The organism is Candidatus Poriferisocius sp. (assembly GCF_965204015.1).
Classification (GTDB): Bacteria; Actinomycetota; Acidimicrobiia; order Acidimicrobiales; family Bin134; genus Poriferisocius.
Genome location: NZ_OZ241965.1, coordinates 3,579,572 through 3,591,393 on the forward strand (window position 1 = coordinate 3,579,572; position 11,822 = coordinate 3,591,393).

Genomic DNA, 11,822 nt, shown 5'->3' on the forward strand with positions numbered 1-11,822 from the left:
AACTTAGCGGGCACTAAAGTGCGACCCCATGACCGCAGGAGTTGTTTTGGCCCATGGGGCGTTTCACGGACCGTGGTGCTGGGAGCGGGTGCAGGGATGTTTGGAAGACATGGGCATTGCCGTCCACGCCTCCGATCTGTGCCGTCCGACCACCGCAGAAGACATCGCCGCCTTCCAGGCCGATGTGAACGCCATGAGAGACCAGGTGGGCGACAACGGCCCGGTGGTAGCCGTGGGCCATTCGCTAGGGGGCCTGTCCATTTCTGGGCTCGACTCCGCCACGGTGGACCACCTGGTGTACCTGGCCGCCATACTCGCCGCCGACGAGAGCGGTGAGGCGAATCCCCCCGATGTGGCCGAAGCAGTTATTGCCGAGAACTTCTTTCCCGCCCTTGAGCACGGCGAAGACGGCTACAGCTCAGTCAAACAGGGGGCCGCCGGCGACCTCTTCTACCACGACTGCTCAGCCGAAGACATCGCCTGGGCCGAGTCGCAGCTCCGCCCCCAACCGCTGGGCCAAGCCCCCTACGCCTTCGGGCGGGCGGCCTGGCGGGATGTCGAGTCCACCTACATCGTGTGCGCCGACGACCGCACCCTGACCGCCGACTTCCAGCAGACCTGCGCGGGGCTGGTCGCCCACTCCGTGGTGATGGAAGGCAGCCACTCCCCCATGCTCGCCCAGCCCGAGGCAGTGGCCGCGGTGATCGCCCGGGCCGCCGGCCAATAGGCCCACCTCGTCGAATCATCGGAAAGGAACCGCAATGGAATACCGCACCCTGGGAGGATCCGGAGTCCAGGTGAGCACCCTGTGTTTGGGTGCCATGATGTACGGGCCGGCGGGCAACAACGACGAGGCCGAGTGCGCGGCCATGACCCACAAGGCCCTCGACGCCGGGATCAACTTCATCGACACCGCCGACCGCTACAGCATGGGCATCTCCGAGGAGATCGTGGGGCGGGCCATCAAGGGCCGGCGCGACAGCGTGGTGGTGGCCACCAAGTTCTACGGACCGATGGGCGACGACATCAACATGCAGGGCGGCTCCCGCCGCTGGGTGACCCAGGCGGTGGAAGACAGCCTGCGCCGCCTCGACACCGACTACATCGACCTCTACCAGATGCACCGCCCCGACCCCCGCACCGACTTCGGCGACACTCTGGCCGCGCTCACCGATCTGGTACGAGCCGGCAAAATCCGCATGATAGGCACCTCCACCTTCCCGGCCGAGCTCATCGTGGAAGGCCAGTGGGCCACCGAGCGCCGGGGACTGGAGCGGGTCCGCTGCGAACAACCCCCCTACTCCATCTTCACCCGGGAGATAGAACGGGCGGTCTTGCCTACCTGTGAGGCCTACGACATGGGCGTGATCGTGTGGAGCCCCCTCAACGGCGGCTGGCTCACCGGCAAGTACCGCAAAGACACCGACTGGCCAGAAAACTCCAGAGCCACCCGCAACCTAGTAAGCGCCAAACGCTGGGACCGAGAAAACCCCGTAGTAGCCCACAAACTAGACCTAGTAGAAGAACTCGACGCGCTGTCCAAGGAGCTGGGCTGCTCCATGGCCTCCCTAGCCTACGCCTTCACCCTCGCCCACCCCGCGGTCACATCCACCATCATCGGCCCAAGAACCCCAGAGCAACTAAACGCCGCCCTAGAAAACCCAGACCTAAGGCTTACAAACGAAGTCCTAGACCGCATAGACCAACTAGTCCCCCCCGGAAAAGACCTAAACCCCGACGACGCCTTCTACATCCCCCCAGCAATCTCAAACCCCGCCCTAAGAAGGATCTAGGTCGTACGCTCCCCCGACCGCTCGATAGCCCGCACATCAGTCCCCAGATAAGAAGCAATCACCAAAGGATCATTCCGAACCTCCTCAGGAGACCCCTCAGAAATCACCCGCCCCGCCTCCAAGCAATAAACCCGATCACTAATGCTCATGACCAACGGCATGTCATGCTCAATCACCACCACCGCCGCCCCCAACTCAGCCTGAATCCGCCGGATCAGCGGCCCAAACGCCTCGCTCTCCCGCTGAGCCACCCCGCCAGTGGGCTCGTCCAGCAACAGCACCTTGGCATCCACCGCCAGCAGGCTGGCCAGCTCCACGATACGCCGCGTCCCGGTGGACAAATTCGATATGAAGTGATCGGCATAGCGCCCTAGACCCACAAAGTCCATAAGGCTGTCCACGTCGGCCCGCTTGCGCCGCTCCTGGCCCGGCGACGGCGGCACTCCCAGCAGCGACGGAACCAGCAAAGAGCGATCACGGGCCTCCATCGCCACCATCAACGCCTCTCTCACGGTGAGGTCGGGATAGATCTTGGCGTGCTGGAACCCCCGCCCCAGGCCGCCCCGGTGGCGTCGGTACGACGGCATTCGGGAGATATCCCGCCCCAGCACCTCAACCTGACCGTTGAACGGAACGAAGCCGCTTATAGCGTTCATCAGGGTGGACTTCCCCGCCCCATTGGAGCCGATCAGCCCGACCAACTCGCCCCGGTGAACCTCAATGGACACCTCGTCCACCGCCACCTTCCCGCCGAAGTGGACGTGAACGTCCCGAACCGCCAACCAAGGATGGCCTTCTTCGATCTCCACAATGCGCTCGCTGGTGATCGGCACCGGCTTGTCCAACGCCGGCACCGGCTCGGGGATGTCTCGGGCCGCCATGCGCTCATCGGCCATCCCCAGCAAGAAATCGCGCAGCTTGTAGAGCAGCTGCATGATCCCGCCCGGGAAGTACATCAACAGCAACAGCAGCCCCACCCCCGAGGTGAGCAGCCGCACCTCGTCGCTGGCCCCGAAGATGGCGGGAATGCCCTTGACCCACAACACGCCCAGCAGCGGTCCGGCAATCGACCCCAGCCCGCCGATGATGGCGATGGCGATCACGTTGATCGACTCGTTGGAGTTGAACAGGACTTGGGGGTTGATGGTGGGCTCGCCAGTGATGATCAGCCCGCCCCCCAGTGCGGCCAATCCCCCGGCCAGGGTGAACGAGATGAGCTTGATGCGGCTGCCCGACACGGTGGACGCCGCCGCCATGTCCTCGTTGTCGCGCACCGCGATCATCATCCGGCCGATGCCGGTCTTGCGCAGGTGGGCCACCAACCACACCGCCAGGGCCAACAGAGCCAGCACCATGAAGAAGAACGACTTGCGGGAGGCGGTGAAGTCGAACGGGCCCCACACCGGAGGGATGACTTTGGGCGTATTGGTGGCCCCCTGAGTGAACACGTTTTGGGCGAAAATCCACGACATGGCGGCGATGGCGAACGCCAGTGTGGTCACCGCCAGCATTAGCCCCTTCACCCGCAGCGCGGGCACGCCGATGATGAAGGCGGTGATCATTCCCGCGGCCACTGCGATCACCATGGCCACACCCCAGGGAAGGTCAAATGACCAATCCCACCAGTCGAAGGGAATGGGAATGTCGCCGTTCTCGGTGAGCGCCACCACGGTGAGACCGCCCACGCCAGCGAAGGCGAACTGGCCCAACGAGAGCTGGCCGGCCCAGCCGGTGAGCATTGATACCGATAGGGCGATCAGGGCGAAGCCCAGGATCCTGGTCCAGGTGTAGAGGTTGGAGTTCTTGGTGAGGAACAGCCCGAGCAGCGCAAGACCGCCAAACAGGGCCACGAACCCGAACCGCGACAGGTTGCGGATGTACCACAGGTCCCTCAGCCGCTCGGGAATGGCTTTCACCTTGGGCGACAGCGACCACTCTCCCTCGTCCTCGGTACCCCGTCGGGCGAACATCACCGTGATCACCAAGATGGCGATGAAGAAGATCACGTCCACCGCCTCGCGGATGTCGCGGTCGACATTGCCCTGGAACAGCCGCTGGAAGATGCCCAGACCGATGCCGGCGATCAGCGTGACCCATAGCGACCGCATTCGGGCAATGAGTGCCACCAACAGCACCCGAAGTAGCAGGCCAGGGCCGAGGCTGGCGGTACCGGCGTCGGCGGCGCTCACCCGGAACGGCGCCAACAAGATGAGCGTGACGCCGGCCAGCGCCCCGCCGATGGTCCACACCATGGTGGACACCCGCCGCACGCTGATTCCGAACAGCCTCCCGGTGTCAGCGTTGTCGGCCGAGGCCCGAATGGCCAGTCCGAATCGGGTTCGGCCCAAGAACAGGGCCAAGATCGTGATCACCAGCGGCACCATGATCACCACGATGAGCTCGCGCCCTCCGATGCGGAGGTGATCGGTGACCTCCCAGCGGAATTCTTGGGCAGTGAGCTTGGGGGGCAGCGGGAACGGCCCCGGCCGGGACACGTCGGGAAGCTGGATGGCGGCGAAGATGGCCAACTGGGCCACTCCCAGCGTGGCGATGAACAAAACCAGGCGGGGCGAGTTGAACAGGCGCCGCACCACCACCAACTCGGTGACCATGGCAAATCCGGCCGCCGCCCCAACCGACAAGAAGAATGCCAGCCAGTAGGGCACGTCGTAGCGGAATGTGAGCATGGCCATCAGAGCCACGCCGAAGCTGCCGATCTCGGCGTGGGCGAAGTTGAGCACCCCGGTGGACCGGTAGATGAGCACGAAGCCAGCAGCCAGTGCGGCCACGATGAGTCCCTGCACGCTGCCCGAGAACAAATCCTGCTGAGAGATCTCCCAGCCGATGTCGATCACAGCACGCCTGCCCGGTCTTCGGCTCGGCCTCGGTCAACCCTGCTCACTGGCTAGCCGCCCTCCGCGCCCAAGAACACCGCCCGGACTAGGTCATCCCGCTCGGCCAACTCCTGGGCTGGGCCCTCGAAGCGCACCCGTCCTTTCTCCATGAACACCGCCCGCTCGGCCACGCTGAGGGCCACGTTGAGCGACTGCTCGACGATGATCATGGTGAGCCCCGTCTCCTTCAGCTGCTCCACCACCTCCAGCAGCTCCTGCACCACCACCGGCGCCAGGCCCAGCGACAGCTCGTCGATGAGCAGCACCTCGGGCTCATGCATAAGGCCCATGCCGAAGGCCAGCATCTGCTGCTGGCCCCCGGAGAGGTCCCCGGCGGCCTGGTTGCGCTTCTCCCGCAGCGCGCCGAACACGTCGTACACCCGCTCGACGCGCCGGAATACCTCGTCCCGCTCCGCTTTAGTGGAAAGCATGGTGGCCAGGAGGTTCTCCTCCACCGTCAGTCCGGGGAACACCCCGGCACCGCCCCGCACCTGCACGATGCCCTGCTTGAAGCGCAGTTCGGCGTCGGCATAGGTGATGGTGCGGCCATTGAGCCGAATGGCCCCCCGGTCGGGCACGCCCAGCCCGCTGACCGCCCGCAACAAGGTGGATTTGCCCGCTCCGTTGGTGCCCAACAGGGCCAGCGTCTCACCCCGACGCACTTCCAGGCCGCAGTCGAACAGCACCTGCACCGGGCCGTAGCTGTAGTCCAGACCTCGCACCTGGAGCACCGGGATGTCGTCGGGATGCTCCGACATGCGCCGCATCTCCTGCTGCTCCTCTACGAGCTCGCTCACCGCCAACGAGATGTCTCGCTTGATGTAGCGGGACCCGTAAGCCACCAGCAGGCCGCCGATGATCGAGGCCGGCGGGGCGACGACGCTGATGGCCAGGCGCTCGCCGTGGGCGTCGCTGATCGACCCGGCGATGATGCTGCCCATGAATCCGCCCATCAAGAAGATGAACACCGGCAACAAGGCGAAGGCCTGGGCCCTCATCCGATAGGGGGCCACCGCCCCGATTGTGGGAGCAGCGGCCACAAAGGAGGCCGACGTACACGCGTTGGCCAGGCTGATGCCGAAGATCATGATTGCGGGCTGGTGGAACCGCATGGCGATGAGCACCAGCACGCCCGACATGATGATGAGCGTGCCCGCGGTCCGCACCATCTTGGCCGGGTCCTCCCGGAACAGCCCGTCGAACTTGAAGCCCGAAATCGGAATGGCGATCAGGCTGGCCAGCCACACCAGCGACGTCACCCAGCCCCGCTGGAAGGCCTCGTAGCCGTACTCGTCTTCCAGCATCAGGTTGAGCTGGCTGGGCAGCGTGACCAGCGCGAAGCCGAGGGTGCCCACCCCCACAGCCAAGAAGTAGAAGGTCTTGACTTTCTTGAGCCGGGCGAATGCGGTGGACATCGACACCGGCAGGTCCGACCCGATGGGGGGCATCTCGTACTGCTCGCCCAAGATGGCCTGCTGCTCGTTGCCCGCCCGAGGGGGCTCTTTCAAGATCAGCGACACCAGCGCCAAAACAACCGGTGGGATGGCGAAGATGTAGAACGCCCAGCGCCACCCGTCATCCCCGCCGGCGATCGAGGCGATGGCCCCGGCCAGAACCGGGCCGATGAGCAGGCCGATGGGTCGGCCCATGCCCTCGAAGGCGAAGATCCGAGCCCGAGCGGGAATGGGATAGGTGTCGGTGAGCAGCGAGGAGTGCACCGGCAACCGGTTGGCCTGGCCCGCCCCGGTGAGAACCCGGGTCCAGAAATACTGGAACGGGTTCCTCACCAATCCGGTGAGGAACACGCTCACCGCCCACCCCGCGGTGGCCACCGGCACGATAAGGGTCCGTTTGACCCGGTCGGCCAGCCAGGCCAGCGGCACCGCCCCTAGCACCAAGGCCACGCCGCCGAACGACGAGATGCCCAAGATCACCGTGTCCGACACGCCGAAGGCGTCTTGGAGGTCGGGCAACAGCACGGCGATGGCCACCCGGTCGAACTCGTCGATCACGTTGAGCAAGAAGAGCACCACCAGCATGCTCGCCCCGCCGGCCTGAATCCCCTGCTTCAGTGACATGGGCGCTTCGCCCACCCCGGGCAGCAGGTCGTCGGGCAGCACCACCACCTCGGATTTGGCCGCCTGCTCCGCTAGGCGCTTGGACTCCTCCTCGAATACCGCCGAAGCCAGGTTCGCCGGGTCGTCCAATTCGCCCGGTTGGTTCACAGCAGGACCGTCCAAGGCCGGCTCGCCTGAGGCGGACTCCCCGTCCACCGGCTCATCCATGGCTGCCCCTCATCGGGCCAAGACACTAGGCCATCGCTTCAAGGCCGCGCACAACATCTGCTGTTCACAACGGCCTCACTATTGGGCTACTGTTCGTCGCCAAGCTACGGAGAGGGGTAACCGTGTCTCGAAGGATGCTGAAGTTCTGGGGAGCGCTCCTTGTGCTCGTGCTCGTGGCCGCAGCCTGCGGAAGCGGCAACGACGATGACGACGGTGGTGCTCAGCCCGCCCCGGCGGAGCCGACCGCAGCCCCGGCCCCCGACGAGCCCGATGCCCCCGACGACTCCGGCGACGGGGCCGAGCCCGCTCCCGACGAGCCCGATGCTCCTGACGAGCCGGCCCCCGACGAGCCGTCCGATTCCGGCGACGGAGACGAGCCATCCGAGCCAGCCCCCGAAGAGCCGGTGGACATCGGCTTCGACGAGCCCCGCGGCGAGATGTTCATCGAGTTCCACCGGACCTTCGACCGCTCTCACCCATTCCAGCCCCTGGATGTGTTCTGCACGGCCACGCCCGACCCCGACTCGCCACCCCAGGCCACCGATGCGGGCATCACCGAGGACTCCATCACCATCGTCCACCTCCGCACCAAGCTGGAGGAATTGGAGGGCATCGGATTCGCCATCCCCGTCGGCGATGTCATCAACCAGTTTGAGACGTTCACCAAGGTGATCAACGAGCAGTGCAACGGCATCTGGGGCCGCAAGATCGACCTCCAACTCGTCGAGGTGTCCGCACTGGGCGGCGGCGGCGAGGACATCGACACCTTGCGCAACCAGGCCTGCATCGAGGCCACTGAGGACAAGAACGCAGTGATCGTGGTCAACACCTCTGGATTCCAGGGCACCGCCATCTTGTGCATTGCCGAACACGACACCTTGTTCCTCACCACTCAGGGCAATCCCCGCAACTTCCACGAGCAAGCCAACGGTCTGCTGTACTCGCTGAGCCCGGTGGCCGAGGATTCGGTGGTCAACATGACCAAGGCGGTCATCGCCACCGGCGCCTTGGAGGGCAAGACCATCGCCGTGGTCTGGCCCGACACCCCCGGCCAGCCCGAAACCGTTCAGGCCGGGATCATCGACGTTCTAGAAGACGCCGGCTATGAGATCGCGGTAGCCGAGCAGATCGGCTGCGGTGGGGCTACCCAATGCACTCTCGGCAACGACATCACGGTGGAGCAGATGATCGAGGAGCGGGTCGACGTGCTCTTCCCCGCCCTCAACGTGCTCAGCCTGCCCCAGTTCATCAACGAGATGGTCAGCCAGGGTTTCGCACCCGGCGACGTGCAGTTCTTCAACTCCGACTTCAACAGCCAGGCCGGCGATCTGGTGTCGGGCAAGGTGGCCCAGTTCGGTGGCGACGCCGCGGCCGACCTCTACAACGGCACCATCATCATCGACGATGCCCCCACTGGGAACTTCCGGGTTGCCGACCCGGTGCTCAGCTTCAATGCGCCGCTGAACATCATGTGCAACGAGACCTACGCCAACAACAACGACATTGGCGCCGTGAACATTCGGGAGGTCTACGGGAGCTACGACAGCGCCTACGGCATGACCAACACCGTGTGTACTGAGATGCGCATGGTGGCCCGGGCCCTCTACGACGCTGGTCCCAACCCCACGCGCCAAGACATCTACGAGGCCTTCAGGAATCTTGGCTCGGTGGACATCCAGCACCAGCTTCCCGCCACCTTCGGTCCCGACAAGTTCGGGGCTCCCGATGTGGTGACCGAGCTGGTGTTCCAGTTCCCGTGCCCCAACGATCCCGATATCCCCACCTGCATCGAGCAGACCGCCCCATACCGACGCCTCGGCTAGCCAATCTCTGATTCTCTGATTGCTATCGCTGCTGTCTTTCAAAAGGCGCAGCGATAGCATCAGGGGGTGAGCATTCGGGCACCCCGCTCCGGCAGGCAATCGAGGGTGATTGCCGCTGCGGCGATGGCCCTCGCTCTCACCCTGGTCGCCGCAGCCTGCGGCGGATCGGAGACTTCGGTTTCCCAGACCACGCCGATCGAATCCGACCCCACCGCCGCGCCCGCCATCACCTCAGCACCCCAACCCACTCAAGCGCCGACGCAAGCACCCCAAACCCCCCAACCAACCCAAGCCCCCACTCCAGCGCCAACCCCAGCCCCCACGCAGGCCCCTCAGCCCACCCAAGCACCCCAGCCCACGCAGGCGCCCCAGCCCACCCCGGTTTCGACGCCAGCACCCACTCCAGCACCCACCCCACCGCCGACGCCGGCACCCACGCCAGCCCCCACGCCGGCCCCGACGCCGGCACCCACGCCACCGCCCACCCCAGCCCCCACCCCGCTGCCCGATTCCGACCTCCCCTCGGTGGAGATGGTGAACGTGGCCACCGGCGCCACCGTGAATCTGGCCAGCTACGCCCCGTCGGATCGACCAATCGTGCTGTGGTTCTGGGCACCCCATTGACCCACCTGCCGCCGGGAAGCCCCCGGCCTCGAGCAGTTGGCTCGAGACAACACCGACAAGTTCACCATGATCGGGGTGGGCGCCCGAGACAGTCTGGGTCAAGCCGAGGACTTCGTTAGTGCCACTGGAACCGGGAATTCGCTCCTTATGCTCTGGGATTCGTCCGGTGCCTCCTGGAACGGGCTGGGAATCACCAGCCAGCACCGGATAATCGTGCTCAACCGATTCGGCCAGGAAGTCGACAAGCGGGCCAACCCATCGCACAGTTGGATCTTGGAAAAGGTGGCCGGCATTGGAACAGCCTGAGGTGGGTATATCCATGAAGTCGAAAATCAAGTTCCTCTCCGTCGCCATCTGTTTGGCCCTGATCGCAGCCGCCTGCGGAGACAGCACCGACGGTCCCGCGACGGCTCCCACCGAGGAACCGGCCCCAACGGCGGCGCCCGCAACGCAGGCACCCGCACCCGAGCCGGCCCCAGAGGCGGCCCCAGAGTCCGCCGCCCCACCCCCAGAATCTGACCTGCCCTCGGTCGATGTGGTGAACGTGGCCACCGGCGCCAGCGTGAACCTGGCCAGCTTTGCCCCGGCCGACCAGCCCCTTGTGCTGTGGTTCTGGGCGCCCCATTGAACCATCTGCCGCCGGGAAGCCCCCGGCGTCGAGCAGTTCGCTCGAAACAATGCCGACAAGGTCACCGTGATCGGCGTCGGAACCCAAGACAGTCTCGGATTGGCCGAGAGCTTCGTGGAGTCCACCGGGACCACCTTCACCATGCTCTGGGATCCGACCTTCGAGTCTTGGCGCCAGCTGGGCATCTCCGGCCAGCCTGCGGGGATGCTGCTGGACAGCAACGGTCAGATTCTCGATAGTTGGCGGGGCGCCATCCCCCAAAGCCGGGTTCTCGACGCCATCAGCGCCTAAACACAGCGCCTAAACACAGCGCCTAAACACAGCGCCTAAACGAAGGGCAGCTTGACCACCGTGGCCGGCGTGGGGGTGCCCCTCATGTCCACGGCCAGCTCGTCTCCGATATCGGCATCGGGGGGCACGAAGGCCAGGGCGATACCCGTCTCCAACATGGGCGAGAAGTTCCCCGAGGTGACCTCTCCCACTGCCTCGCCGTCCCGGAGCACCGCTTGGCCTTCTCGGGGCGGGCGGCGGCCCCCCACTCGCAGTCCCCGAAGTCGCCGGTGGATGCCCTGCTCCCGCTCGGCGGCCAGGGCCTCCTTGCCCTTGAACGAGGGCTTGTCCCACCGCACCACCCAGCCCAGCCCGGCTTGCAGCGGGGTGATCCCCGGGCCCAGTTCGTGGCCGTGCAGCGGCAGCCCCTTCTCCAGCCGCAGCGTGTCCCGGGCGCCCAGCCCGGCAGGGCCGATCCCCGCCGCGGTCACCGCATCCCAGAGCCGTTCGGCCGCCTCGGCCGGCACCGCGATCTCAACGCCGTCTTCGCCGGTGTAGCCGGTGCCGGCCACCGTCAACAAGGTCCCCTCCCACTCCACGGAGGCCACGCAGTTGCGGGCCACCTCCGACGCGCCGGGCGACACCGCGGCCAGCCGGCTTCGGGCCTCGGGACCCTGCACCGCCAGCACCGCCCGGCTGGCGGTCACATCGGTGGCCTGGAAGCCCGAGCCCGCACCAGAGCCGCCCAGGGCATCGCGCACCCGGTCGGTGTTGGAGGCGTTGGGCATCACATCAAAGCTGTCGTCGCTAGGCCACCACACGATGATGTCGTCCAGCACCGAGCCGTCGTCGTCCAGCAAGTGGGTGTACTGGGTGCGGCCCGGGCCTATTCGGCCCAGATCGTTGGTAAACGCCTGCTGAAGCCGCCCATAGGCATCGGGCCCGGCAACCCGGAGGGAACCCAGATGGCTCACGTCGAACACCACCGCGTCGGTCCGACAGGCCCGGTGTTCGGCCAGGGTCCCCGACGGGTACGACAGCGGCATCTCCCAACCGCCGAAGGGCACCATCTTGGCCCCCAGCGCCCGATGCCGGTCCTCCAGGGGAGAGGAGCGCATGTCCGCCGCCCGACCCCCGGCTAGGCGGAACCGGCCGCCGCGCCCGTGTGGGTCAGGTCGCCGTCAATCCCGGAGGCATCGTCGAAGCCGTACTTGCTCAGCAGGTTGCGATAGTCCCGCTGGCACAGCACGACCACGTCGATTTCGGGATAGAGCTCCCGCAGCCGGCGGACTTTGCCGTTCTTGCGGGAGATGTACTTCTGGCGGGCCGTGGTGACCTCGACGTAGCGGTCGAACTGGGGAAGATAGAAGTCGGGGGTGAACGCCTCGGTCACCTCGCCGTCTTCATTGTGGGAGAGCACAAAGGTGTCGGGCTCGTAGTGCCACTCGATGCCGTAGAAATCGAGCAGCTCGGCGAACTGCCGCTCCGAATCGTGGGCGAACACG

Annotated in this window: 12 protein-coding genes; 6 read left to right on the forward strand and 6 right to left on the reverse strand. The window is 65.8% G+C overall.

The window, feature by feature from the left end; translation table 11 throughout:
* Positions 1–28: 28 nt before the first annotated feature.
* Both ACOGJC_RS16160 and ACOGJC_RS16165 read left to right on the forward strand, forming a co-directional pair.
* The gene (locus ACOGJC_RS16160) at positions 29–727 is read left to right on the forward strand and encodes an alpha/beta fold hydrolase (RefSeq protein ID WP_419846025.1); all 699 of its coding nucleotides are present in this window, start codon (positions 29–31) and stop codon (positions 725–727) included.
* A gap of 34 nt (positions 728–761) precedes the next feature.
* On the forward strand, positions 762–1,793 hold the full coding sequence (locus ACOGJC_RS16165; RefSeq protein WP_419846026.1) for an aldo/keto reductase: 1,032 nt from the start codon (positions 762–764) through the stop codon (positions 1,791–1,793).
* On the opposite strand, the gene ACOGJC_RS16170 is transcribed toward ACOGJC_RS16165, so the two are convergent.
* Together ACOGJC_RS16170 and ACOGJC_RS16175 are read right to left on the reverse strand one after the other, a co-directional pair.
* A complete protein-coding gene (locus ACOGJC_RS16170; RefSeq protein ID WP_419846027.1) occupies positions 1,790–4,648 on the reverse strand; it encodes an ABC transporter permease subunit in 2,859 nt (952 codons plus the stop codon). The two genes, ACOGJC_RS16165 and ACOGJC_RS16170, sit on opposite strands and share 4 nt — an antisense overlap.
* Before the next feature lie 50 nt (positions 4,649–4,698).
* Positions 4,699–6,972: an ATP-binding protein gene (locus ACOGJC_RS16175; RefSeq protein WP_419846028.1), complete on the reverse strand. Its 2,274-nt coding sequence runs from the start codon at positions 6,970–6,972 to the stop codon at positions 4,699–4,701.
* Between the two features lie 122 nt (positions 6,973–7,094).
* On the opposite strand from ACOGJC_RS16175, the gene ACOGJC_RS16180 reads away from it, so the two are divergent.
* The gene (locus ACOGJC_RS16180; RefSeq protein ID WP_419846029.1) at positions 7,095–8,795 is read left to right on the forward strand and encodes a hypothetical protein; all 1,701 of its coding nucleotides are present in this window, start codon (positions 7,095–7,097) and stop codon (positions 8,793–8,795) included.
* Between the two features lie 59 nt (positions 8,796–8,854).
* Here ACOGJC_RS16180 and ACOGJC_RS16185 read toward each other — a convergent pair whose 3' ends face one another.
* Together ACOGJC_RS16185 and ACOGJC_RS16190 are read right to left on the reverse strand one after the other, a co-directional pair.
* Positions 8,855–9,022: a hypothetical protein gene (locus tag ACOGJC_RS16185; RefSeq protein WP_419846030.1), complete on the reverse strand. Its 168-nt coding sequence runs from the start codon at positions 9,020–9,022 to the stop codon at positions 8,855–8,857.
* A 105-nt stretch (positions 9,023–9,127) separates the two neighbouring features.
* A complete protein-coding gene (locus ACOGJC_RS16190) occupies positions 9,128–9,343 on the reverse strand; it encodes a hypothetical protein (RefSeq protein WP_419846031.1) in 216 nt (71 codons plus the stop codon).
* 112 nt (positions 9,344–9,455) lie between these two features.
* On the opposite strand from ACOGJC_RS16190, the gene ACOGJC_RS16195 reads away from it, so the two are divergent.
* The 3 genes from ACOGJC_RS16195 to ACOGJC_RS16205 are packed head-to-tail and all read left to right on the forward strand — an operon-like array spanning position 9,456 to position 10,338.
* Positions 9,456–9,725: a hypothetical protein gene (locus ACOGJC_RS16195; protein ID WP_419846032.1), complete on the forward strand. Its 270-nt coding sequence runs from the start codon at positions 9,456–9,458 to the stop codon at positions 9,723–9,725.
* 13 nt (positions 9,726–9,738) lie between these two features.
* The gene (locus ACOGJC_RS16200) at positions 9,739–10,047 is read left to right on the forward strand and encodes a hypothetical protein (RefSeq protein WP_419846033.1); all 309 of its coding nucleotides are present in this window, start codon (positions 9,739–9,741) and stop codon (positions 10,045–10,047) included.
* 3 nt (positions 10,048–10,050) lie between these two features.
* On the forward strand, positions 10,051–10,338 hold the full coding sequence (locus ACOGJC_RS16205; protein WP_419848255.1) for a TlpA family protein disulfide reductase: 288 nt from the start codon (positions 10,051–10,053) through the stop codon (positions 10,336–10,338).
* Positions 10,339–10,373: 35 nt separating this feature from the next.
* On the opposite strand, the gene gcvT is transcribed toward ACOGJC_RS16205, so the two are convergent.
* The gene (gcvT, locus tag ACOGJC_RS16210; protein WP_419846034.1) at positions 10,374–11,435 is read right to left on the reverse strand and encodes a glycine cleavage system aminomethyltransferase GcvT; all 1,062 of its coding nucleotides are present in this window, start codon (positions 11,433–11,435) and stop codon (positions 10,374–10,376) included.
* A gap of 20 nt (positions 11,436–11,455) precedes the next feature.
* Positions 11,456–11,821, reverse strand: coding sequence for a hypothetical protein (locus tag ACOGJC_RS16215; RefSeq protein ID WP_419846035.1), 366 nt, complete (start codon positions 11,819–11,821; stop codon positions 11,456–11,458).
* Between the last annotated feature and the right edge of the window lies 1 nt (position 11,822).